The 23,258-nt window shown below is 66.9% G+C and carries 24 protein-coding genes and 1 tRNA gene; 10 read left to right on the top strand and 15 right to left on the bottom strand.

Translation table 11 applies throughout. From position 1 onward, the window contains the following. The first annotated feature begins 110 nt into the window (after positions 1 to 110). A tRNA-Pro gene (locus ACJH5R_RS07380) sits at positions 111 to 184 on the top strand. Between the two features lie 403 nt (positions 185 to 587). On the opposite strand, the gene ACJH5R_RS07375 is transcribed toward ACJH5R_RS07380, so the two are convergent. From ACJH5R_RS07375 to ACJH5R_RS07350, 6 genes are all read right to left on the bottom strand, one after another. Then, positions 588 to 890: a hypothetical protein gene (locus ACJH5R_RS07375; RefSeq protein ID WP_406781587.1), complete on the bottom strand. Its 303-nt coding sequence runs from the start codon at positions 888 to 890 to the stop codon at positions 588 to 590. Between the two features lie 72 nt (positions 891 to 962). After that, positions 963 to 1,232, bottom strand: coding sequence for a hypothetical protein (locus tag ACJH5R_RS07370; RefSeq protein WP_406781586.1), 270 nt, complete (start codon positions 1,230 to 1,232; stop codon positions 963 to 965). 53 nt (positions 1,233 to 1,285) lie between these two features. Beyond that, positions 1,286 to 1,621: a DUF732 domain-containing protein gene (locus ACJH5R_RS07365; RefSeq protein WP_406781585.1), complete on the bottom strand. Its 336-nt coding sequence runs from the start codon at positions 1,619 to 1,621 to the stop codon at positions 1,286 to 1,288. Further along, positions 1,609 to 1,830: a hypothetical protein gene (locus tag ACJH5R_RS07360; protein ID WP_406781584.1), complete on the bottom strand. Its 222-nt coding sequence runs from the start codon at positions 1,828 to 1,830 to the stop codon at positions 1,609 to 1,611. Before ACJH5R_RS07360 ends, ACJH5R_RS07365 begins: the two co-directional genes overlap by 13 nt. A gap of 332 nt (positions 1,831 to 2,162) precedes the next feature. Next, positions 2,163 to 3,632, bottom strand: a complete 1,470-nt coding sequence (locus ACJH5R_RS07355; RefSeq protein WP_406781583.1) for a hypothetical protein — start codon at positions 3,630 to 3,632, stop codon at positions 2,163 to 2,165. Between the two features lie 14 nt (positions 3,633 to 3,646). After that, positions 3,647 to 4,003, bottom strand: coding sequence for a type VII secretion target (locus ACJH5R_RS07350; RefSeq protein WP_406781582.1), 357 nt, complete (start codon positions 4,001 to 4,003; stop codon positions 3,647 to 3,649). 194 nt (positions 4,004 to 4,197) lie between these two features. Between ACJH5R_RS07350 and ACJH5R_RS07345 the strand changes: the two genes are divergently transcribed. The 4 genes from ACJH5R_RS07345 (at position 4,198) to ACJH5R_RS07330 (ending at position 8,828) form a co-directional block, all read left to right on the top strand. Continuing rightward, a complete protein-coding gene (locus tag ACJH5R_RS07345) occupies positions 4,198 to 5,022 on the top strand; it encodes a GIY-YIG nuclease family protein (RefSeq protein ID WP_406781581.1) in 825 nt (274 codons plus the stop codon). A gap of 284 nt (positions 5,023 to 5,306) precedes the next feature. Then, positions 5,307 to 7,292, top strand: a complete 1,986-nt coding sequence (locus ACJH5R_RS07340) for a PGRS repeat-containing protein (RefSeq protein ID WP_406781580.1) — start codon at positions 5,307 to 5,309, stop codon at positions 7,290 to 7,292. Between the two features lie 109 nt (positions 7,293 to 7,401). Continuing rightward, positions 7,402 to 8,067: a serine protease gene (locus ACJH5R_RS07335; RefSeq protein ID WP_406781579.1), complete on the top strand. Its 666-nt coding sequence runs from the start codon at positions 7,402 to 7,404 to the stop codon at positions 8,065 to 8,067. Positions 8,068 to 8,141: 74 nt separating this feature from the next. After that, positions 8,142 to 8,828, top strand: coding sequence for a serine protease (locus ACJH5R_RS07330; RefSeq protein ID WP_406781578.1), 687 nt, complete (start codon positions 8,142 to 8,144; stop codon positions 8,826 to 8,828). 9 nt (positions 8,829 to 8,837) lie between these two features. Here the strand turns inward: ACJH5R_RS07330 and ACJH5R_RS07325 are convergent, their stop codons facing one another. Then, the gene (locus tag ACJH5R_RS07325) at positions 8,838 to 11,039 is read right to left on the bottom strand and encodes a molybdopterin-dependent oxidoreductase (protein ID WP_406781577.1); all 2,202 of its coding nucleotides are present in this window, start codon (positions 11,037 to 11,039) and stop codon (positions 8,838 to 8,840) included. A 247-nt stretch (positions 11,040 to 11,286) separates the two neighbouring features. Between ACJH5R_RS07325 and ACJH5R_RS07320 the strand changes: the two genes are divergently transcribed. Beyond that, on the top strand, positions 11,287 to 12,282 hold the full coding sequence (locus ACJH5R_RS07320; RefSeq protein WP_406781630.1) for an oxygenase MpaB family protein: 996 nt from the start codon (positions 11,287 to 11,289) through the stop codon (positions 12,280 to 12,282). Between the two features lie 22 nt (positions 12,283 to 12,304). On the opposite strand, the gene ACJH5R_RS07315 is transcribed toward ACJH5R_RS07320, so the two are convergent. Both ACJH5R_RS07315 and ACJH5R_RS07310 read right to left on the bottom strand, forming a co-directional pair. After that, positions 12,305 to 13,438, bottom strand: a complete 1,134-nt coding sequence (locus ACJH5R_RS07315; protein WP_406781576.1) for a TIGR03857 family LLM class F420-dependent oxidoreductase — start codon at positions 13,436 to 13,438, stop codon at positions 12,305 to 12,307. A 61-nt stretch (positions 13,439 to 13,499) separates the two neighbouring features. Then, positions 13,500 to 14,000, bottom strand: a complete 501-nt coding sequence (locus ACJH5R_RS07310) for a TspO/MBR family protein (protein ID WP_406781575.1) — start codon at positions 13,998 to 14,000, stop codon at positions 13,500 to 13,502. Between the two features lie 77 nt (positions 14,001 to 14,077). Between ACJH5R_RS07310 and ACJH5R_RS07305 the strand changes: the two genes are divergently transcribed. Then, entirely contained in the window at positions 14,078 to 14,767 is a 690-nt protein-coding gene (locus tag ACJH5R_RS07305; RefSeq protein ID WP_406781574.1) for a type 1 glutamine amidotransferase domain-containing protein, read from the top strand. Between the two features lie 45 nt (positions 14,768 to 14,812). Then, positions 14,813 to 17,179, top strand: a complete 2,367-nt coding sequence (locus ACJH5R_RS07300) for an AAA family ATPase (protein WP_406781573.1) — start codon at positions 14,813 to 14,815, stop codon at positions 17,177 to 17,179. Between the two features lie 8 nt (positions 17,180 to 17,187). On the opposite strand, the gene ACJH5R_RS07295 is transcribed toward ACJH5R_RS07300, so the two are convergent. From ACJH5R_RS07295 to ACJH5R_RS07280, 4 genes are all read right to left on the bottom strand, one after another. Then, on the bottom strand, positions 17,188 to 17,622 hold the full coding sequence (locus tag ACJH5R_RS07295; protein WP_406781572.1) for a DUF6319 family protein: 435 nt from the start codon (positions 17,620 to 17,622) through the stop codon (positions 17,188 to 17,190). Between the two features lie 97 nt (positions 17,623 to 17,719). Then, positions 17,720 to 18,412, bottom strand: coding sequence for a glycoside hydrolase (locus ACJH5R_RS07290; protein ID WP_406781571.1), 693 nt, complete (start codon positions 18,410 to 18,412; stop codon positions 17,720 to 17,722). 86 nt (positions 18,413 to 18,498) lie between these two features. Continuing rightward, positions 18,499 to 19,518: a DNA topoisomerase IB gene (locus tag ACJH5R_RS07285; protein ID WP_406781570.1), complete on the bottom strand. Its 1,020-nt coding sequence runs from the start codon at positions 19,516 to 19,518 to the stop codon at positions 18,499 to 18,501. Between the two features lie 50 nt (positions 19,519 to 19,568). Then, positions 19,569 to 19,880 (bottom strand): hypothetical protein, encoded by a 312-nt coding sequence (locus tag ACJH5R_RS07280; protein WP_406781569.1) that lies wholly within the window; start codon positions 19,878 to 19,880, stop codon positions 19,569 to 19,571. Between the two features lie 121 nt (positions 19,881 to 20,001). Between ACJH5R_RS07280 and ACJH5R_RS07275 the strand changes: the two genes are divergently transcribed. Further along, positions 20,002 to 20,397: a hypothetical protein gene (locus ACJH5R_RS07275; protein WP_406781568.1), complete on the top strand. Its 396-nt coding sequence runs from the start codon at positions 20,002 to 20,004 to the stop codon at positions 20,395 to 20,397. 6 nt (positions 20,398 to 20,403) lie between these two features. Here ACJH5R_RS07275 and ACJH5R_RS07270 read toward each other — a convergent pair whose 3' ends face one another. Together ACJH5R_RS07270 and ACJH5R_RS07265 are read right to left on the bottom strand one after the other, a co-directional pair. Continuing rightward, entirely contained in the window at positions 20,404 to 22,059 is a 1,656-nt protein-coding gene (locus tag ACJH5R_RS07270; RefSeq protein ID WP_406781567.1) for a recombinase RecB, read from the bottom strand. Between the two features lie 21 nt (positions 22,060 to 22,080). Beyond that, on the bottom strand, positions 22,081 to 22,659 hold the full coding sequence (locus ACJH5R_RS07265; RefSeq protein WP_406781566.1) for a hypothetical protein: 579 nt from the start codon (positions 22,657 to 22,659) through the stop codon (positions 22,081 to 22,083). A gap of 22 nt (positions 22,660 to 22,681) precedes the next feature. Between ACJH5R_RS07265 and ACJH5R_RS07260 the strand changes: the two genes are divergently transcribed. Further along, positions 22,682 to 23,257, top strand: coding sequence for a methyltransferase domain-containing protein (locus tag ACJH5R_RS07260; RefSeq protein WP_406781565.1), 576 nt, complete (start codon positions 22,682 to 22,684; stop codon positions 23,255 to 23,257). Position 23,258: the final 1 nt, after the last annotated feature.

The following is a 23,258-nucleotide window of genomic DNA, read 5'->3' as shown; positions in this document are numbered from 1 at the left end:
TCGGGCTCGCGTGGCGAGCCTACGCGGTCGAGGTGTCCTCACGCGGATTCGGGACACCAGCGGGCGTGCGGTAGCATTTCGACCTGCTGCCGGAGTTGTTGTGGCGGCGGCGGGCTGTGGCGCAGTTTGGTAGCGCACTTGACTGGGGGTCAAGTGGTCGCAGGTTCAAATCCTGTCAGCCCGACAGAGAAAGCCCCTTCTGACCTGCGTCGGAAGGGGCTTTGCGTGTCTGGGGGAGGCGGCACTGGACTTCGCAGCCCGTTTCCCAGAGTGCTGCTCTTACTCTGACGGCGGTCGGGACGAATGCGCCGTACACGCGCCGTTCCGCTCACCGGCGGAAGGACGTTCGACTCCGCTTCCTGCAGATATTTCCCACCTGGTGTTGAGTCGGCACCGGCACCCGCGCCCGGTGCGGCACCGGAAACTTCAGCCGCCGCGGACCGTGCCCTCTCAGCCGTAACGCGCCTGCGCCGCCTCGCCGCTGATCCCGATCGCTGAGCCGATCAGTGTCCAGCTGTAACCGGGCGGCGGTGACGGCGTCACGGACCGCGGCCGCATCCGGCGCGGTGGCCAGGGCGCGGAGCGGATCAGAACGCCAGCGGAAGCGTGAACAGCGACATGAGCGTGAACGGGGCGCACGCCGCGAGCACGAGCATGATCGGGATGATCAGCCGGCTCGCGGACGTGGCCACCAACGCGGTGCCGACTGCTGCAATGCTCGCGATCGCGGCGATGCGACTGTCTGTCAGATCGGCGCCCGGCGGCAGAGAGCCGGTCTCCAGCCGGAAGGCCGCGGCATGGTCGAAGAGCACGGCCATTCCCAGCGGAAACGCGACCATCATTGCCAGGACGCCGACCAGGGCCAACATCCCATTCGATTTACGACTCATGCACACCATCGTGACCGCGGCGTGGGGAAATCGGATGCGTAGAACTACGCGATCTGACGGGGCTGAGGGAACCTACTGTTCCGCAATGAGAACGCGGCCCTCCTCTTCGCAGCCGGCAATGAAGTCCGATCGAGACTCCACTCTCGCTACCCGCCCGCTCTTCAGCTCCCAGCCCAGCAGCGTGTCGCAGTACCTCGGCAAGTCAGTCACATGGGGAGGGCCCTGACGAGCAGCATCGTCGATGGACTGCTTGCCCAGCTCGTAGGACGAGCATTCGGGACCGGCCGCAGCGAACGGCGAAAACACCAAAGAGGCGCCGACCGCAGTCACCGCCAACGCCATTGCCCGAACCGAACTCACGGCAGCCGCGGGGCAAGACGCGCAGCGGCCGCGGGTTATGGCGTATCCAGGGTGTCGGGACACAGTTCGTGCTGCGCTGCATCAACCATCACGTCGTCAACCGCTCCTGCGATCTTCTTGTCGATCCGCGATACCGGGTCACCGTTGAAACGCAGGCTGGTACAGATGTTCTTTCCGAATTGAACTGCCCTTGCCGGTGTTTCGACGTTCACGTGGTACTGAAACCCGTGGGATGTGAGGTAAGTCAGATAGCTCTGATCATCGGCGCACGCCGGCCACGACGGTGCAATCACCACAGCCGCGGCCGCGGCAGCCGCGGCAAACAGCGTGTGGCGGGCCTGAATCACGGTACGCACGGTCAGAAGGTCCACGATCCGGAGGGCTCAAGGACGAACCCGCGGTTGAGGATCGGGTCGATGCACGCGGTCAGCCGGTCCGCGCCGACCAGACACGTCGTATTGGCCGCCGTGATCTTCTGCCCTACGTGCAGCACCGCCGAGGTGATGGTTGGGCAGGTCTCTTGCTTGAAGCCGTACGGCCCAAGGTCCGATGGCTCAGAAGTCGGCGCGCCCACCCCCATGCACTTGCCGCCCTCGGCTCGCGAGTCGCTGCCGGGTACACCTGGCAGAGGCCCTGTGCAGCCTGGACTGACGTGATCATCGGGTCCGTTGGCCAGCGAAGCCCATCCGCACTGCAACCCGTCGGGGGTGGCGAAGAAGAGACCACCGCCGCCCCTGCCGAAATGAGTTGTGTAGGAGGCAGGATCAACCGCGTGGAATGCGTCGAGGTCGGGGAACCCCGACGGCGCTCCACACGCAGTCGGCGCCAACGTCAGGCATCCTGCGACGACAATTGCTGGTACTGCCGTAACCGCGAGTGACCTATCCGGCATCGGACCGCCCTGTTCCCTACTTAGTGACCGACGGTGACAGTGGTGGTGTACGTCATCGGATTATATGGATCGAATGGCTGCCCGGCTGGAAGTCCCGGGGGCCGAGGCATATCAGTCCAGGTACCCACCCGCAGTCCAACCACCTCCTTTCCCGTCGCCGGGTCGAAGGACAGCCCGGTGACGGTGGGACCGTACACACTGGGCAGGTCGCGCTGGGTGAGTATTTCCACCGGAGACGCCGCGGCGAGCCCTTGGGGAGTGGCCGCGGCGATAGCCGATACCGGTCCACTTTCGGTTGCGCCGACCAGCATGAAACCGCCGCCTTGTAACGCGACCACCTGGCTTTCCCGGTTTCCCGGCAGCGCCACGTCGCCGACACGGTGCAGGGTGCTGACCCAGCCGTTCGGGTTGGCGGGGTCGATGGGCGCCGAAACCCACATCCCCCTGGTGAGGTCGTTTTCTGTGTTGCTGGCGTTGCCGATGATGACCATCTGGTTGGTGGCGGCGTCATAGGCGCCACTGGCCTGGAAAATCCCGGGTAGATCACCGACTCTCACCGGATGGTTCGGGTCGGTGAAATCCCATACCGTGCCGTTCGTCGCCCAAGGACTGATGCCCGGCTGTACTGAGCCGTCAGGGTTGCTGAAGAACGCGTAGCGCCTACCGTCGGTTCCCAGCGCGGTGCCAGTCGGCAGGGGGCGAGTGCCGTCAGGCCCCTGGGCGAGTTGGGAGGCGGGGCTTCGCGGGAAGTCTGCTGGCCGGCCGTCCGGGTAAAACTGCCGAGGATCGCCGCCGAAGATCGGCCCCTGGCCGTCTTGGAACTGGTCTTGCAGGTCGTAGCCGTCTTGCTCACGTTCAGGAGTGCTGGCCGGGCCTTGGATCGTCGGGTCGCGGCGAACGTCGTCGACGAGCACCACGCGCGGCTGCCCGTTGCCACCCGCCCCACCGTCGGCGCCGTCTTCACCGAAGCTGAACGAGTGCAGGCCCGCGGTGGCAGTGCTGAGTTGGCGGGCTATCTCCTGCTCGTTGTTGACCAGGTTGGCGGCGCGGGACTTGATGAAGCTGGAATGTCTTTCCGCAGTGGTCTCGCGCTGCACCTGTTCCGCGGCGGAGCTGTAGTAGGTCCAGGTGTCGGTGACCGAGTAGTCGTCGCCGACCCGAAAGTCCTCGCGCTCGGCGGTATTGACGGCAGAGAGCACCAGTCCCTTGTTGCTCTGCTGGGCTTGCGCGCCGCGGGTGGCGATCGCGGCGGCGTTGCGCAGCATGTCGGCGGGACCGTGGATTTTCACGACGTCGGCGGCGGCGCGCTGTTGGAAGGCCTCGGCGCCGGCGCCGGTCCAGGGGGAGCCTCCGGGACTCTTTGAGGCGTCGCGGACTTCGGTGAACGCGGCTTCCCAGGTGTTGGCGAGATTGGTCCAGGCGGTGGCGTTAGTGGTGAGGTAATCCCAGTTGGCGTCTTCGATCGCGGTCAGCGGCGGCAATCCGGACATCGCGGTCTACCTGCCTATACCCCTAGCGTGCCGGCGCCGCCGTCGACACCAGAGTTGCGGGGGACCAGCGAGGGAAGGCCGCCTGCGTGCTGGGGGACTGCGGCGAGGGTTGCTGCACCGTCGTTGTCCATCGACTCGTACTGCTGGGCGGCGGTGCCCAGCTTGTTCGAGGTCGCGGTCATCCGGGTCTTGGAGGCGGTGCCGACGCTGCTCGCACCGGAATTGACGCTGCTGGTCGCCGCTCCGCTGAACTGCCAGCCGGACGCGGTAGCCGCGGGCAGTGCCGGTGCTAGTTGACCCGACAGCACGGTGCAGCGCTGCGCCAGCTCGCGCAGGCTGACCGGGGTGACCCGCAGGGCGGGGGAGGTCATGAGGGAACTGTATTAGTGAATCGCTGTTTGCGGAATTCACTGGCCGGGTCGGGCCGTTCGCGGGGACTGACCGCTCGCTGCGAAATATCCTCACGCTGAATTTGTCAGCCCGACAGAGGTCCCCGACAGAGGCCAGAGGGTAGTGCGACCGCGCCAGCGGGCGACGGTCGTTCGTTCGGGTTACTTTGACGTTCATGACGAACGAAGAGCGACTCCGGCAGATTGCCAGGGACGTATTCCCGGACTGGTCGCGGCCGCCCAGGATCGTTGTTGAGCAGATCGGCGAGCTGGTTAGGCGATGGCCGGTTGACGGCTTCGCCCGCGAGAAGCTGCCAGATCACCGGTGCCGTCTTGTCTGGATAGACAGGCACGCGATCGGACAGTTGGACTACATTTCGGACGCTGCGGAGGAGCAGAATCTGGCCGCGGTCATTCGGCCGCTGAGCCAGGTCGCTGGGGTTGACGTCAATTCCTATGGGGCAGCGGACGGTTTCGGGGAGCGGACGTACCGGCGTCGAACGCGACTGGAGCTTCTCGATGCCCCCGCAGCGCCCGGAGTTTATGCGTTTTTCCTCCGTGAGGGTGCTGTGCCGGGATTGCACTGCGGATCCGGGGACTGTCTCTACATCGGGCGGTCGTCGAACCTCGCTCAGCGGGAGTTCGACACCCATTTTCGTGCGGGCGGCAGTGGCTTCTCCACGCTGCGGCGATCGCTGGGCGCGCTGCTGATCGACGAACTTGATCTGCAACCCCAACCGAGAAGCGCCGGCACCAGTGACACCAACTATCGCAACTATCGCTTCGACACCAGCGGCGAAGAAGCACTCAGCGCCTGGATGCACGGTCACCTTGAAGTGGCCGTGTTCGAAGAGGCTGATCCCACATCGCTTGAGCACGAACTCGTCGTATTGGCCGGGCCGCCACTGAATCTCACACACTGGCCGAACCCGGACGCGCCGATGATCAAGGCCGCGCGCAAGCGCTGCGCTGCTAAGGCGAGGGCCAGCCGGCGACGGTGATGGGGACCGACCGCCACCCCGGGTCGGCCAGCGGAGCGATAGTCGGTCGCTGCCCGGACCGCCGCTAGCCCTGGTACGCGGCGCGATAGAGGATCGATCCGGCTTCCGACTGCGCGCCGCACCGTCCGCACGCCAGCCTGCTGGGTACTTATCCGGGCGGCGTTCGAATGGCGGTTAACTGCCTTCCGTGATAGGCAGTTGCCGTGAAGATCTCAGGTTGGCTTAAGGGAAATGGGTCTGCGTCGGCGCGGCGGGTGGCAGCTGCGGGGGCTTCTTTAGGGGCGTTGGCGGCTTTCGGTTTGGCCCCGACGGCTCATGCCGACTTTGACGACTTCTTCGCTGACCTGCTGGACCCCGCCGCGTGGGGCACTTTGTTTGAGCCCGGCTACTGGGACGGTTCGGACTCGGCGTCGACGCTCGACCTCGCATCGCTGTTCAGTGGTGATGACTTGGTGGGTGCGGCTGTCGGTACTGATTTCGCCGACTGGTTCCAGAACGACTTCTATCTCCCGTTGCATGCTGCGATGCAGGACTGGATCGACAGTCCGGTCGGTTCGACGGTCAACGACTTCATCAACCCGTTGTTCGCCTTCGGTGGTGCTTGCGGCCTGATCTGCAACGGTGTCGATGGCACCGAGGCCAATGTCGACGGCGGCGCTGGCGGCTGGATCTTCGGTGACGGTGGAACGGGTTGGAGCAGCACCGAAGACGGTGTGGCCGGTGGCGCCGGCGGTGCCGGCGGTTGGCTGGGCAACGGCGGTGCGGCTGGTGACGGCGGTGCCGGTGCTGACGGTGGTGTCGGCGGCGCCGCTAACTGGATCGGCAACGGTGGCGCCGGAGGAAACGGCGGTGCGGGCCTCGATGGACTCCATGCGGGTGACGGCGGCAACGGCGGTGCCGGTGGCCGTGGCGGAATGTTGTTCAGTACCAATGGCGACGGCGGCGCCGGGGGAGATGGCGGCAACTCGGTCGGCGATGGTGGCACCGGTGGCGCCGGAGGTAATGGCGGCGTCAGCGGTCGCGCCCCAGGCATCTATGCCGTCGGGGGCGCTGGCGGCAATGGCGGAAACGGTGGGAACGGCGGCAGCGCTGACGGAGTCGGGAGCATCGGAGGCCTTGGCGGTGACGGCGGCAACAGCAGTCAGGCCAGCTATTGGCTGAGTAGAGACGCCGGCGCTGGCGGCAATGGCGGAGACGGTGGTGCTACCAACGGTCCCGACAGTGTCGCCGGTAATGGCGGTAATGGCGGTAATGGCGGCATCTTTGTCTTCGGGCAAGGAAGCTTCGATGGCGGCCCCGGTGGCAACGGTGGTAATGGCGGCGAGGCTATCGGTGCCGGCAGCACCGCCGGTGATGGTGGTGACGGTGGTCGAGGTGGCGCCGGCAGCGCCCAGGGTGGCGGTCGCGATGGTGGTGTCGGGGGCAACGGTGGCGATGGCGGTTCGGCTATCGGTGTCGGTAGCACCGCCGGTAATGGCGGTGACGGCGGTGGCGGAGCCCCCGCCAGCGCCCTCGGAAGCGGCCGCGATGGTGGTGTCGGTGGGGCCGGCGGCGATGGCGGTTCGGCCCAGGGAGTCGGCAGCATCGCCGGTAATGGCGGTGACGGCGGCAGCGGAGGTCCCGGCAGTGCCGTGGGCAGCCCCCGTGACGGCGGTGCGGGCGGCAATGGCGGCGATGGTGGTAATGCCAGCGGTGCCGGCAGCATCGCCGGGGCCGGTGGCAACGGCGGTGCTGGGGGTATCAGCAGTCCCCTGAGCGGAGGCCGCAACGGTGGAGTTGGTGGCAATGGTGGCGATGGTGGCGACGGGGCTGATGGTGGGGCTGCCAGCCACGGTGGTGCAGGCGGCATCGGCGGTGGCGCAGGGCTGGGGTCCAGCGGTACTGGCGGCAACGGTGGTGTCGGCGGTAGTGGCGGCGCCAGTGACGGTGGAGTCGGTGGTGCAGGCGGCAACGGCGGAGCCGGCAACAGCGACAGCACGTTCACCCGTGCCGGTGGCGGTGGCGGTGGCGGCGGTGGTGCCGGCACCGGAGGCCAAGGCGGCAACGGTGGCAACGGTGGCGACGGTGGCAGCGGCCTAGGACCTCAACGCCCAGAAGACAACAGCCTGCAATACGGCAACGGCGGGAATGGTGGCACGGGCGGAGCCGCCAACGGTGGCACCGGAGGTAACGGTGGCGACGGTGGCAGCGGTGGCGCCGGCGCCGGACTTGCCGCGGGCGGCAGCGGCGGCAGCGGTGGAGACGGCGGGCAGGTCGGTCCCAATGGCTGACCGAAGGTCGAGCTGACTAAATCAGTCCTCCTGCCCGACTAGCCGTCGACGGTGGTCGACGGCAGACCGGGGCGTGGCGACGCTGGCTGAATCGAACGGAAGAGGCGTAATGCAATTCGCTCGTTGGCGGGTAACCCTTGCGCTCGCACTGCTTTTCGGTGCGGGCCTACCGGCTGCCCCGCCCGCGGCTGCGATGGTGATCTTGGGCGGTGGGGCCGTCATCGTCGTTGACGGAAACAGCTACTGCACGCTGACCACAATCGGACGTGACCGGGCCGGTGACGTGGTGGGTTTCACCGGATCACAGTGCGGCGGGCCAGGGGCCGTGGTCGCGATCGCGGGAACAGACACCACCGTCGGCACCGTGGTGGCGGCCAACAACAACCTTCGCTATGCGGTGATCAAGTTCGATGTGCCCGACCTGATCCCGGTGTCTGACTACGCCGGCACTGTGATCAACGGCATCGGTGCAGACCCGGTGGCCGCCTCGCTGGTGTGCAAGTGGGGACCTGCAACCCCCGGTATCTGCAATTCCGTTTGGCGCGACGGATGGCCGGACGTGCCGATGGTTGGCCGATTTGAGGTGGGCGATGTGGGTGCCCCTGTAACGATGGACGGTCGTCTGGTCGGCCTGGTCTACGGCGGCAACCTCATCTATCGGGGCAGATACAACCCTCCACTGGACGTTACGTACTTGACGAAATTCAACGCGATCCTGGAGGACGTCAACGCGGGTGACGGGCCGGGCAGTGGATTCGTGCCGATCGGAAGTTGAGGGGGCGGTACGGCGGTGGGCGGATGGCAACATCGAGCGTCAACGCGCGACTCCCACGACGCAGGCTTCGGTTGATGAATTTGAAGGGAAACGCCTTGCAGCTCACTCGATGGCGGCTCGCCCTCACCCTCGCACTGCTTATCGGAACCTCTCTACCCGCCGCCCCTCCCGCGGCTGCGATGGTGATCTTGGGCGGTGGGGCCGCCCTCGTCGTCGACGGCAACAGCTACTGCACCTTGACCACGATCGGACGTGATCGGGCCGGCGACGTGGTGGGTTTCACCGGAGCGCAGTGCGGTGGGCCAGGGGCTGCCGTCGCGATCGCGGGAACAGACTCCACCGTCGGCACCGTCGTGGCCGTCAATGGCGACCTGCGCTACGCGGTGATCAAGTTCGATGTGCCGGAACTGATCTCGGTCTCTGACTACGCCGGCATCGCGATCAATGGGTTAGGCCCAGAACCGCAGTTCGATTCGGCGGTGTGCAAGTGGGGACCGGCTAACCCCGGCCTCTGTGGCCGCATCACCACCCCCTTCGGGCCGCGCGTGAACCTGTTGGCGCAATTTGACCCAGGTGATGTGGGAGCCCCGGTAACCATGGACGGCCTGCTGGTCGGCATGGTCTACGCAGGCGGCATGACTCTAGGCACCAAGTATTCGCTTCCGAGGCCGCTGACATACCTGACGAAATTCACTGCAATCCTCGACGACGTCAACGCCAACGAAGGACCCGGCAGCGGCTTTGTCCCGATCGGAAGCTGAGCGGGACCCTTACCGCCCAAGCGCATCGTCCTCGACCGCAATTGCGGTGGCAGTAACGGAGACCCAGGTGTTGTTGAGGGCAGCGGTGCCGGTGAAGGTGTCCACCCGCTGCGGATCGTGCAGGTCGTTTACGTTGGCCCCCGGCAGGGAGTCCGCGTGGCGCCAGCCGGTGTTGCGGTGTCCCCAGCCGTGGGGGACCGAGACGGTGCCGGGCCGCATGTCGTCGCTGATGTGCAGCGGAACTTCGATCTTTCCGATGTCGGAAGTGACCTGCACCGCGTCGCCCTCGGCAAGGCCGCGATTCTTGGCGTCGTCGGGGTGCATGTGCACGGTGCACTGGTTGGAACCACTGGTCATCGACGGCACGTTGTGCAGCCAGGAGTTGTTGCTGCGTAGCTGGCGTCGGCCGATGAGCTGCAGGTCGTAGGCGCTTGCCGGGCCGGCGGGGCCGTCGAGCAACGTGGCTGTGGCGGCGATGAACTCCTCCGGCGCGAGCTGCACCTTGCGGTCGCGGGTGCCGATGACCTCCCGCAGCCGGGGGCGCAGTGGCCCGAGGTCCAGTCCTCCGGCGCTGTCTCGTAGTTGTCGCATGGTGATGCCTTTGCGGCCTTTACGGATCCAGCCATAGGGTCCAGTCGCCAGGGAGATGGCGGCCATGCGCAGCGGATTGATCGCGGAGACCAGTCGTTCGCGCACCGGTGCGATCACCTTGCGCAGCGGGGCCGGCAGCAGCTCCAGCATCAGCAGGCTGAGGATCTCCCAGTCGTCTTTGGTGCCCGCCGGGGGTTCGAAGGTTCGATGTTGGTAGCGAATGTTGTTGCGCACACTGAAGACCGGAAGCAGCAGCCCGACATCCTCGCGCTCCAGCGGTGAGGCCGGAGGCAAGATGTAGTCGGCATGCCGGCTGGTTTCGGTGACGTACATGTCTATGGCCACATACAGATCCAGCGAGGCCATGGCCTGGTCCAGGCGGCCCTTCTGCGGGATCGAGGACACCGGGTTGCCGGCGCAGGTGATCATCGCCTTGATCTGGCCCTCGCCGGCGGTGAGAATTTCGTCGGCCATGACGACCGCGGGAAGCTCACCGCGGAAGGACTTGTAATGCCCAGAGCGGTCGGTCCACGCTCCGTAGCCGGCCGGGATGTACTTCGCCACACGTGGCACATCGGCCGCCGGCGTAGAGAACATGGTGCCGCCGGCCCGGTCCAGGTTGCCGGTGACGGCGTTGATGACCATGACCAGCCAACTCACCAGCGTCCCGGTTTCTTGGTGGCAGATGCCGATCCGGCAGTAGATGGCTGCCGACTCCGCCGCGGCGTGGTCACGCGCCAGGGTGTAGATGGTCTCGGCATCGACACCGGCGCGTGCGGCAACGGCCTCGGGGCTGGCGTTAGCGACCAGGCGGCGCAGCTCCGGAAGACCCACCGACTGGCGGGCAATCGCCGCTGTGTCGCAGAGGTTTTCGTTGATCAGGGCATGCAGCATGCCCAGCAGGAGATAGAGGTCGCCACCGGGGCGCACCGCGACATGGGCGTCCGCCAGCTTTGCCGTCTCGGTGCGGCGCGGGTCGATCACGACGACGGTCCCGCCGCGATCGCGCACGGCTTTGATCCGTCGTTTGGCCCCGGGCATGACCGATAGTGACCCGTTGGACACTGCGGGATTGGCGCCGAGGATCACCAGGCGCTGGGTCCGGTCGATGTCGGTGATCGGGATCAGCACGTTGGAGCCGAACACCTTCCAGGCCGCGAACTCGTGCGGCATCTGATCGATGCTCGACGCGGAGAAGAAGTTGGGTGTCATCAGGGCCGCGCGAAGCAGCAGGCCGTAGATCGCCGCGGAACTGTGCGCAGCAGGGTTGCCCAGGTACATCCCGACAGCATGTTTGCCGTGCTCTTTGCGGACCCGGCGCAATCGCGTGCCGATGTCGGAAAGGGCTTGTTCCCAGCTCACGGGCACAAAGTCGTCGCCGACCCGCCGCATCGGCGTGCGCAGCCGGTCCGGGTCGTCGTGCAGGCCGCCCATCGCAGTCGACTTGGGGCAGATGTAGCCGTGCGAGAACACGTCCTCGGAGTTGCCCTGGATGCGACTGACTTTGCCGTCGGTCACCGTGACCTGAATGCCGCAGTGTGCCTCACACAGCGTGCACTGACTGTTATGCGTGGTGCTCGCTCCCCGGGAAACCGACAGGGGCAGGTCGACAGTCGTCATTGGTGTCTCCATCCGCGGCAGTCATCGCGCCTTGGCGTGAATCACGATCCCCCGACTCGCGCTGCTGCCGTGTGCGCACCGATGAGAATTCTGGCATCCCGGTCGCCCCCACCGCCACGGATTCAGGCCGACCCGAGCCGCCCCCTCATTGACCCGGGCCCGGTATCCCCTTAGACTTCAATACTGATAACGCATGTTGTCAGAAGTGGTCAACGATGACTGGGAGTGCGCACTCGTGACTCAAGACATGTCGGAAACCTGCCCCGCGGCCGACGAGACGCCGATAGCTGCCGGCTGTCCCGTGAGCAACGGTGGCTACGACGCACCCCCGATCCCGCTGGGCCCCGACTCGCTGACCTGGAAGTACTTCGGCCAGTGGACCGGTCTGTTCCAGGGGACCTGGGCCGGGTCCATGCAGAACATGCACCCGCAGCTTGGTGCGGCGGTCAAAGACCACTCGATCTTCTTCATCGAGCGCATCCCGCGCCTGATGCGGTCGATCTACCCGATCGGTGGGGTGGTGTTCGACGGCTACCGCGCCCCGCAGACCGGCGCGGAGGTCCGCGACTACCACATCGGCATCAAGGGCGTGGACGAGCAGGGGCGCCGCTACAGCGCGCTGAACCCTGACGTCTTCTACTGGGCGCACGCGACCTTCTTCAAGTCGACGCTGCTGGCCGCCGAGAAATTCGCCGGCGGGCTGACCGAGGCCGACAAGCGGCAGCTGTTCGATGAGCACGTGCAGTGGTACCGGATGTACGGCATGAGCATGCGCCCGGTGCCTAAGTCCTGGGAAGAGTTCCAAGAGTACTGGGATCACATGTGCAACAACGTCCTGGAGAACAACTGGGCGGCCCGTGAGGTCATGGACCTGTCGACCATGCCCAAACACCCGTCATTGGAGTGGATTCCGGACTGGCTGTGGGCGCTAAACCTCAAGGTCGGCCAGCGCTTCCTGACGTTCATGACCGTGGCCCTCTATGACCCGCCGGTGCGCGAACTCATGGGCTACACCTGGTCTGCGCGCCAGGAGCGTCTGCACGGGTATGTCTGCAAGGCCATCACCTTCGTCTCCAAGTACGGCCCCAAGCGCGCGTTGATGCATCCGCGCAAGCGTTCGGCGCTGGATCGCGCCTCGGGCCGCCTTCCGGTGGACGCGCCCCTGGTGCAGACCCCGGCGCGTAACCTCCCGCCGGTGGACTACCGCAACGACCCGCACTTCTACTGCCCGAAAGTCGACTGACCCGCGCTGAAGTGCCTCGGGCTCAGGCGAATTTGCCCGGGTTCGCCGTGACGGCCCGGTACAGCGTCGGCCGGTTGGCCCGGTAGGCCTGCACGACCGGCGCGAGCTCGTGGGGGCTGGCCCCGTGCATGATCACCGAGTGCACGCCCAGATCGAACTGCCGGGCGATGGTGCTCGCGCAGTCGCGGGCCGATCCGGCTGCCACTGCCGCCAACCATTCGGCGGGAATCAGTTCGGCGATGCGCTGCAGCGTTTCGTACGAGGCGCTGGCGTCGATGGGCCCGGCGGTCGCGGCATCGGTGAAAAGCTCGGACTGCCGGATTCGCTCCCATACCTGCGGATCCCAGCCATTGGCGGAGACCAGCACATCGGGATAGGCCTGCAAGTAGGTCGCCAGCCGGCCGACCCCGCGGCGCAGTTGATCGTCCTGCGACAGCGAGTCGCACACCGTCGCCAGGCACGCCCAGATGCGGATGCTGTCGGGATCGCGGCCCGCGCGTTCGGCGCCGCGCCGCACCGCCGCGACCGATGCCGCGGTGGCCTCGTCGGAGAAGAAGGTGTGTAGCACAACGAAATCGGCGATCTCACCGGCGAGTTCCATCGTCTTGGGGCCGACGGCGACCAAGCCGATCGGTGGCCCCTCGCCTAAGCCGTTGGCGTGGCGCAGCATCGGCCACTTTCCCGCCGGCCCGTCGTGATTGAAAATCGTCTCGCCGGCCCAGAGCCGGCGCAGGATGGAAAAGAAGTCACGCAGCCGAGCCGCGGTCACCGTCGGCAGGCCGATGGCCGGCCAGTACCCGGCCATGCCGCGGCCGAATGCCATGGCGAAGCGTCCCTCGGTCAGGGCGTGCATGGTCGACCCCACGGTCGCCGTCACCGTGGGGTGGCGGGTGTGGTGGTTGGTCGACGGGGCGATCCCCAGACTGGAGCTGCAGCCCGCAACGGCGCCGCTGAGCACCGCCGGGTCTTTGACGGTGAAGCGTTCCCCGATGTGGCACGAACCCAGGCCGAGCGCGTCGGCCTCCCGGGCTTCGGGCAGCACCACCCGAGCATCCGCAGGGTGTCGGGTGACGGCGTAATAGCCGAGTTCGTTCAGTTGGATGTCGGTGTCAGCTGCGCTCGACGGGTCGGTGACCAGCGGTGCGGTGCGATTCATCTCGCAATTACACTACGGCGAGTAGCGTTATACAAGCGGTCCGGCCAAGGCCCCGCACGTTTCAGCTGTTCAGCGACCACACCGAGAAGTTCAGCGCGGTCGCGAACAGGATCCATCCGAAATACGGCAGCATCATCAACGCCGCGCCGCGCTGGACCTTCCAGAAGGCCGCGATGGTGACCGCCGCGGCGACGTCCAGGAGCAGGATGTCGACCAGGGCCAGCCCGCGCCACCCCAGCCCGAAAAACAATGGCGACCACAGCAGATTCAGCAGCAGCTGTACGCCGTAGGCGATGATCGCGGGATTTATCCAGCGAGGATCCGCGCGCCAGACGAGCCAGGCCGCGACCGCCATCAACAGATACAGGGCACTCCACACCGGACCGAACAGGTAGCTCGGTGGCGCCCAACTCGGTTGGGCGAGCCGTCCGTAGTCGGCGGCGGCGTCTGCCGAGGCGAGCCCACCGAGGGCCGCAACGATGATGACGAGCACCAGCGAGATCAGGAACGCGGCGAGGTGTTGGGAATTCGGTTGCTGGGTTTTCGGCGAGATCGCTCCCATCTGGTCACAGTAGAACCCAATCGCAGTACCTGGCCAGTTCCCTGGCGCTACCGGAGTGCCAGGAGAATCCTGGGGAGATGACCAAGCGCATCCTCAACGTCGTCTCTAACGTCGCCCACTACGACGACCCGGCCGAGTCGACCGGATTGTGGCTCTCCGAGTTGACCCACGCCTATCAGGTCTTCGCCGATGCGGGCTATCGACAGACCATCGTCAGCCCGAAAGGCGGGCAATCGCCGCTGGAACCGCGTTCGCTGAAGTTCCCCAACTTCGACAAGAGCGCCAAGGCGTGGAAGGCCGACAATACGAAGATGGCGCTGCTGGCCGGCACCGCCGCACCAGACGAGATCGACTCAGCGGATTATGACGCCATCTACTTCACCGGCGGGCATGCCGTCATGTACGACTTCCCGAACAGCGAAGGGCTGCAACGCATCACGCGCGAGATCTTCGAGAACGGGGGAGTGGTGTCCTCGGTCTGCCACGGCTACTGCGGCCTGCTCAACACCACGCTCTCCAACGGATCGCTGTTGGTCGCCGGGCGCAAGCTCACCGGATTCGCCTGGTCGGAGGAGGTGCTGGCCCGCGTCAACAAGCTGGTGCCCTACAACGCCGAAGCGGAGATGAAGAAGCGTGGCGCCCACTACGGCAAGGGCCTGATTCCGTTCGCCTCGCACGTCGTCGTCGACGGACGACTGGTCACCGGCCAGAATCCGGGATCGGCCAAGGCGACCGCCAAGAAGATCGTCTCCGTGCTGGGCAGGTGACGCCCTCGCCGGTCCGCGGCCCCGCTCACCGGTAGGGTGCCATCAGTGGTGGCAGCCAGCAATACCATCGTGCTGACCGAGGAGTTCCGTGCCGCATTGGGGTTACTGGCGGCAGGGCGAAACCTCTTCCTGACCGGTAAGGCCGGTACGGGCAAGTCGACGCTCATCCGCCACTTCATGGCTCATACCGATCGCAACGTCGTGGTGGTCGCTCCGACCGGGATTGCCGCGCTTAACGTCGACGGCCACACCATCCACCGCCTGTTCGGATTCCGGCCCACCACAACGCTGTCCGATGTCACCGGCGGCGACTACCGGCCCGGTCGCTTCACCAAGACACTGGCCAAGCTGCAAACGCTGATCATCGACGAGGCGTCGATGGTGCGCGCCGACGTGTTCGACATGATCGCGGGGGCGCTGCAGCGGTTCGGCCCGGAGCCTGGAACCGCGTTCGGCGGCGTCCAAGTGGTGCTGGTCGGCGACCTCTACCAGCTGCCGCCCGTGGTCACCGAAGGCGAGCAACGCTATTTCTCGACGACCTATGACACCCCGTACTTCTTCTCGGCGCACACCTTCGAGCGTGCGGATTTCCCCAGCGTCTCGTTGACAACGGTGTTCCGCCAGCTCAGCGATGACCGGATGACCGCGATTCTCAACGAGATTCGTGAAGGCGTGCTGCTGGGCCATGCGAGGGCGCACCTGGACGCCCGGGTGGACCCCGACTTCGTGCCGCCGGACGGCGAATTCTGGTTGACGTTGGCGCCGACCAACAGGCTGGTCACCGCCCGCAACCGCCAGCAGCTGGAGCGGTTGCCGGGTGAGGAGATGGTGCACCGCGCCACCGAATCCGGCGACCTGTCCCTGTTCGACAAGCCGCTGGACGACGAGTTGCGCTTCAAGGTCGGCGCCCAGGTGATGATGCTCAACAACGATCAGGCCGAGCGCTGGGTGAACGGTTCGATCGGCCGCGTGGTGGGGGTGGGCTATGACCGCCACGGCGCGGTGGTCGAAATCGAGTTTCCCGACGGTGGCATCGCCGAAGTCGCCCCCTTCACCTGGGAGGCCACTCGTCCCGTGGTCGAGGGCGGATCCTTGCGCCGCGACGTTGTCGGCACCTTCACCCAGTTGCCGTTCAAACTGGCCTGGGCGATCACCATCCACAAGAGCCAAGGCCAGACCCTCGAGCGGCTGGTGGTGGATCTGTCCGGCGGCATGTTCTCCACCGGCCAGTTGTATGTGGCGTTGAGCCGTTGCACCTCGTTGGCCGGGCTTGTGCTGAAACGCCCTGTGCTGCCGAAAGACCTGAAGGTGGATCGCCGGATCGCCCGGTTCCTGCGCGCCTCGGCCGACGGCGATCGGGCACGCCGTTACTGCGCGATCGGTTTGCTCACGGTGGGGGATGAGGGGCGGATGTCGCGGCCGCGCCCGGTGGAACTGGCGGTCGCGTTCGACGACGGCACCGCTGTGTCGACGTTGATCAACCCGCAGCGGGATCTGGCCGACGCCCGCCAGGCGTATCGGATCGGGGTGGCCGACGTGCTGCTGGCGCCGACGCTGCGGGAGGCCTGGGCGGTGATCGCGCCGATGCTGGCCGGGTGCACGCCGGTGGGCGTCAAGGTCGACGAGACGCTGGGGCTGATCGACTTCGAGCTCAAGCGACTGGGCCAGGTGGTTCCGATGCCGCTCGGCATCGAACTGCGGGGCCCAAGTATCGCCGGCGACACGGCGCTGCGGCGTGCCCGGTCGGCGCTTGAGCGCCTCGATACCGTCGACCTGGAGTCCGGCTCGTCGCCGTTCGAAGACCCCGACGACACCGTCGCGCTCTCGGGACTTTTGATCAGCCGCGATCCCGACGCCGCAACCCCCACGGCAGAACACCTTCCGGCGCTGTCCGCACTGTTGCGGATCAGCCGAGGCCTCGGAGCGGTCCTGCTGGGCGCCACACCCGTCGACCCGGCATCGCTGGCGGGGCAGAACAATTGGGAGCAGGCGGCGTGCCAGGCCGCCGCCGACCAACTGCTGCTCGCCGCCACCCGCACCCGGCTACCGGATGAGGTGTCGGCGCGCCTGCACGACGCACTGAATGCGCTGGGCGCCGGCGACCTGGCAGCCGGGCTGGCTCAGGCGTCGTCGATGGCCGACAACATCGACGCGGTGCTGGTTGCCGGCGCCCGCATCTGCTTCACCGGAACCGCGGTCGATGGCCAAGGCCGCGTGCTGGATCGCGACGAGGTGGAGCGGTTGGCTGCCTCGGCTGGGCTGGCGCCGGTGCGTACGGTGACCAAGACGCGATGTGAGGTGCTGGTGATCGCCGAAGCGGGCACGCAGTCCGGAAAGGCCCGCAAGGCTCAGGACTACGGGAAACCGGTGTTCACCGTGGAGCAGTTTCTGGATTGGCTCGCGCGTCGATGACTCTGAAGTCAGTCCAAGTCTGCCAAGGCTTTCCGCGCGGCTTCGAGCTCGGCTTCGAGTGCCGCCACCCGCGCGGCATGCTGGGAACGCGCCTCGTCCATCAGCGCCTCGATCGGTGCGAACAGGTCCTCGTGGAGTTCCTTGGCGGCGCGTGACACCGCGGCGGCCGCGACGGCGAGGTTGCGCACCAGATAGCTGCTGCCCTGCTTGATCTCGGCGTGCCACTCGCCGTCGGCGGAGCCGGTCACGGTCAGGGTCAACTCGAGCGTCTTGGCCTTCTTCCCGGCCGACTTCTTGACCGGCTCCTTGACCTCGGGGGCAGCGGGGGCCTCCGGGGCCGCGGTAGCAGCGTCGGCCGCCGGCGGGGCGTCAGTGAACGAACCCGCCCCAAAGGCCTCGGGGGTGATGGCCGGGGCTTCGGGGGCGAACGTGGGTGCAGTCATAATCGTGGCGACCTCCTTGCTCATTCGTCGCCCGCGGCGGCGGGCAAGCTCACCACGTATTAGAACACACGTTCGACTAAACGGTTGAAATCGCCGCTCAATCCTTCGGCGGTGGGGTCATCGAGGTGATGAAGTAGGTCTCCTGCCCGGAGGGGTAGCCGCCGCCGTCGGTGGCGATGTGGACGTGGTCGTAGTGGTTGGCGGTTTCGTTGCCGTAATCCGAGGTCCAGTTGCCGCCGCCGACGCCCGGATAGATCTTCTGGCGCCAGATCACGTGGTTGACGCCCCACCGTTGGGCATTGGCCAGTGCATAGCCGGCGATCTGGTCGCCGAGCAGGATCCCGGCCTCGCTGTGGTAGTCCGGGATCATCACGTCGATGGCCAACCCGTCGGGATGCCACTTCAACGGATCCTGGCGATACCCGTAGATGGTCTTGATCTCCTGAAACAGCACGCCGATGGTGCGGGCCGCCCAAATGGTCTTGACCTGCAGCCCATTCTCCGGCGCCACCCCGGCAGGCAGCGGGAAGGTGAATTGCTGGCCTTCGGTGGGCATCGGCACGCTCGCCGCCAGAGCCGCGGCCTCCGCGGGGTTGGCGACGCGTATCCCGCCGCTGGGCGGCGTGTGTGGCGGAGCCGACGGCGCCGCCTCGGCGGTCTGGGTGGGCTTGGGCACCGCATCGTGGCTGCTCTGGGCGTGGATGAGGGCGGCCGAGACCGCCAGCGACGTCAGAATGGCCAGGCTGCGACCGCAGATCCTGGCAATCTTTCGTCCGTCCACGCAGAGCACTTTAGTTACTTGACCTTGGAAGCCGCCGGACCGGCGCTCTGCGGCGGGTACCGAGTCGCCGCCGATCGGTGCCGGCGGGCCCGGCGTTAACGCGCTGCCCGGTCGATGCGTCTGATCATCCGAGCGGTGGCGGCTTCCGCCGCGAGTCGGCGCGCGGACGCCTTGCCGCGGCCCGTTGCCCGGCGGAGGGCGGCGCGGATGGTGATGCCTTGGTCGTAGGCCGCCACCACCCGCGGATCGACATAGGAGCTGCGGGCGACCGCCGGGGTGTTTCCCAGTTCCTCGGCGACGTGCCGCATGACGGCTGCGACCTGGCGACGGCGGACGGTTTTGGAGGTCGGCTCGCGCGCCGCAGCGAAGCTCTCGGCTGCCAAGACAGTGCCATGCCAGGTACGTAGGTCCTTGACGCTGAACTGCTCATCGGTCAGCTCCCGGAACCGCTCGTTGAGGTCATCGGCGCGCACCTCGCACCAGCCGTCGGAGGTGCGGTACACCAGCAGCCGGGGCAGGTCGGTCGGCGCGCGCAACAGGGCTCGAACCGCACGGACCACCAGTGGATCGTCGACCGAAACCGTCCGCCGTACACCGCTTTTGGCCGGATAGTCGAAGTCCGCACAACCGTTGCGCATCGTGACGTGGTCGCGCAGCAAGGTGGCCAGCCCAAAGCTGCCGTTTTCCTGGGCGTACTCCTCGCCACCGGCCCGGAAATAGCCCCGGTCAATGAGCTGCTGGGCGACGGCGAGCACCCGATCGCGTTTCAGGCCGCGACCCCGCAGGTCGGTGAGGACCTCGGCGCGCCAGCTCGGCAGCAATCGGGCCAGCGTCAAGAACCGGTCGTATTTCTCTTCGGATCGTTCGGCCTGCCACTGCGGGTGATACAGGTACTGACGGCGCCCGGCGGCGTCTTCCCCGACGGCCTGGATGTGCCCGTTGGGATAGGGGCAGATCCACACCTTTCGCCAGGCCGGTGGGACGGCCAGCGTCTTGATCCGGGCGAGGACCTGCGGGTCATCGACCGGACGGCTCCCGTCGGTGTAGGAGAAGCCGCGGCCCCGACCGATTCGGCGAAGCCCCGGGCCTGCGGTGTTGCTTCTGCGCAGCCTCACAGCACGGAATTACCCGCATCGGGACCGGGCGACACTCAGCGTCGAGAGCGCTACCCGCCCGGGCACAGCTCCTGGCGTGCCGCGTCGGCGATCAGTGGGAACTGCGGCCACGCCGAGTAGTGCGGTTGCTGGATCTCGACGGTTCGGCCCACATGCAGGTTCTCGCAGATCATGTGCCCGAGTGCGCGCACGCTGGACTCCGAGATCGGCTCGTCATTCGCGTAGCGGGCGGTGTAGCCGTGGGTGTTGAGGTACTTCATGAAGCTGGCGTCGTCGGCGTGCGCCGGCGCGGCCCCGACCAGAACTCCCATCGCGACACCGGCGACGGCCATGGGTGCGGTGAACCGGGCTGCCCAACTCATACCGGCAATGCTACGGCGGGTGCGGGGGAAGGGGCCGCGCCGGTGCAGGCCAGACCCGGCAAGTCACTCCGAGTGGCTTGGTATTGCTGCTAGCGTCAGCGGCGAGAAGAAAGGCGTGGACGTGAAATCAATCGCACTCGCGGCGACCCTGGCCGCAGGTGTGCTGGCCGGGCTGATCGGTGCGGCGTCATCCGCTCAGGCCGACCCGCTCAATCCTCGTGATCCCGACTACTGCGGCAACAGTCCCGACATCCTGCTGTGCACCCAGCAGCAGTCGACATACCCCAGTCGGGCCGAGATGGCCTACCTCAACGCCATCCGCGGGAAGTTCCCGCCCGGCACGGAGGCCCGCCGGCTGGCCGCCGGACGAACCGCGTGCCTGGAGTTCCCGAAGCATCCGACCAGCCTCATCGTCGAGCAGGTCTCCGTCTACCTGCAGATCGCCAAGCCCACCGCCGGCGAGGTGGTCGAGTCGGCCCGCACCAACATCTGCCCGACGGCCAAGACCCAGGGCTGAGCCGGTTCAGCGGCCGTACGCGCGCAATCCGTCACGGATCGCGGCCTGCGCCGCGACGTCACATTCGTTGTAGCTCAGGCACCATTGCCGGGCGGCATCGGCCTGCGGACCGTCGCCCCGGGCCGTTTCGATGGCGCCCTGGGAGGCTAGGCCCCCGGGGTCGTCGACGACCCAGCCGAAGTCGAAGAAGCCGGCAACCTGCTTGATCGACGACGAGGTACGGGCGAAGAACGTCGCGTCGAACCACTTGCGCAGGTCATAGGTGAGACCGTCGAGCGCCTTCTCCACTTCGGCGAACCTGCGCGTGCTGCTGATTTCGGGGTGGTGCCAATGGAAGACCTGCAGCGACTTGCCCGCCCGCGCGGCGTCGCTGCGTAACTGCCGAATCCGAGAGGCGAACTCGGCGGCGAGTTCGGCTTCGCCGGCCTCGTCGAGGGGATCGAACGAGACCACGGGTTGATAGCGGGCCGTGGTGTCGTCTTGGCCGTCGCGAATACGCAGACCCCACTGATAGATCCGGCCCTGATCATCCCACTCGATGTCGAAGTCGACCTCGATGTCGGCGCAGGGAACGCCCGGTAGCCCGGGCTCGTGTGTCTCGAAATCAATTCCGCTGCAACTCATCCGGGCCCGTCGAACCGCGTTGGTCAGCCGATCTCGCGGCATCTTGGTGCCGACGGACTGCAGCCGGAACGCCTGAAGGTGTGCCTCCACATCGACAGCGGCCAACTGAGCGACGCTCAACGTCGCGCCGTCGCCGCAGTGTCGGTACAGGTACTGCCACTCCCGGATGGTGAGGTGACCGGCCTCGATCACGAACGACGCATCGTCGCCGCCGGCCACCGCGGCGCAGTAGTCGAACCACGCGCAAGTGGCGCAGTCACTGATGCGGTAGGGCCGCACCAGCTCTCGCCCGGCCGCCGCGGCCGCCGCGACGTCGAGACGGAACGCGAACTCATGGTCGTAGCGTTGCAGGGCCGAGCGCGCTCTGCGGTGTGTCGGATCGCTGGCCGAATACGTGACGATGTTCTCGGCATCCAGGTCATACCAGGTGATACCGAGGCTCTCGCCGAGAAGTGCGGCGAGATCGGAACTGCCGATGATGCCGCCGCTGCTCACCCCGCAGTGAAAGCCCAACTCCTGCAACATCCGGGTGTAGTGCGCCAGCTGCATGACATCGTCACGCCAACGTGCGCCGTGATCGCTGTAGCCGGGAAGGGTCACCCACCGATCGGGCTCCCACAGTGTCGAAATCTGCACCTCCGAGCGCTTTCCGGCGATCACGGTGCGGTGGTTCTTGATGTCGACGGGAAGGTAGCCGTCCCGGTGTTTGATCAACACGTCGGGAAGGCCCCTGCGGCCGTTGACATCCGGCAGGTGCCCGCCGGCTATCACCTCGACACCGGCCTGCATCGCGGCCACGGTGCGCCGCTGGCGTTCAGCCCGGCTGGTGCCGGCGTCGAGGAACAGCAGTCGCTCCGAGTCGCCGTAGCGTGACCGCAGCTCGTCGAGAACCCGTTCCTCGAAGGCGATTCCGGCCGTGCGCAGCGACTCCAGATCCGGGCGTGGCGGCGCGGCTTCGGGAACTCCGGGGGCGAACTCGTTATGGGTGACGCGGGCACACTGTTTCGCCGGGTAGCCGCCGAGCGTGACCGGTGCCATCGCGTCCGTCCCCAGGCGGCCCTAGTCTGCCGACCGCGTGACGCCGGTGGCGATCTCAGCGAAGAGTGCGGCGACGACCCCGAATGCGAAGTACAGCGGAACCAGCCACGGCGCCACACCGAACAGCCCGTCCGAGCCGGGGGCATAGCGGAAGTGTCCGGCCGCGGCGATCCCGATCTCGACCACCGGACCGACGACCGCGACCAGCGCACCGCAGACTATCGCCGGACGATCACCCAAGGCGCAGAACGTGATGGCGGCGAACGCACAGATCAACGTCGTGAGGGGAACCACCGGCGAGGCATGCAACATCGCGGTGACGACGTAGCTGCCCAGGACCGCGGCCAGGCCAGCCACCCCCTGACGCACCGTGACCACGGTCCGCGGCGAGGGGAGATGCAGTCGCAGTTCCGCCAGGAAGACGGTCGCGGACCCGACCAGGATCGGGAAATACAGCGGGCTGCTCCAGATGAACGGCACCACGTGCGATCCCGGCAGGTATTCGGTGGTCCCGGTGATCACGTGCGAGTGGTCACCGATCAGACCGGCAGCTCCACCAACGATGAACAGCAACAGTGCGATCGAGGGGCGCAATTTCACCACCGCAGTATCGTCCATACCGATGAGCGCCGAAGACCGCACCCGCTGGGATGCGAAATATTCCGGCCGTTCGCTATCGGACGCGATCGGGCCGGCCGCGGTGTTCGCGCCGTTCGCGGACGTGTTTCCGGTCGCGGGCCACGCGCTTGACATCGCCTGCGGTCGGGGCGCGGCGGCGGTCTGGCTGGCCCAGCGCGGCCTGCAGGTGGCCGGGTTCGACGTCTCGCCGGTCGCTGTCGAACAGGCGCGGGCGTTCGCCCAGCACAGCGGCGTCGGCGACCGGTGCCGATTCGACGTCGTCGATCTCGATGACGGCCTGCCCGACGGGCCGCCCGCCGACGTGGTCTACAGCGCCCGGTTCCGCGACTGTCGGCTCGACGCGCCGATGATCCAGCGCCTGGTCCCGGGGGGACTGCTGGCGATCACCGCACTGAGCCAGGTAGGCAGCACCGCCGGACGGTTCCGGGCCGCGCCCGGTGAGCTGCGCACGGCCTTCGCGAACCTGGAGATGATCGCCGAGGGGGAAGCGGACGGATTGGCGTGGCTGCTGGCGCGAAGCCGCAAGGCGCCGTCGCCGGCACCGCACGGGGACGGTTGAG

This window comes from Mycobacterium sp. SMC-19 (genome assembly GCF_045310815.1).
Lineage (GTDB): Bacteria > Actinomycetota > Actinomycetes > Mycobacteriales > Mycobacteriaceae > Mycobacterium.
The sequence above is the reverse complement of the archived record's forward strand: the minus strand, read 5'-3'. Positions and strand labels throughout refer to the sequence as shown.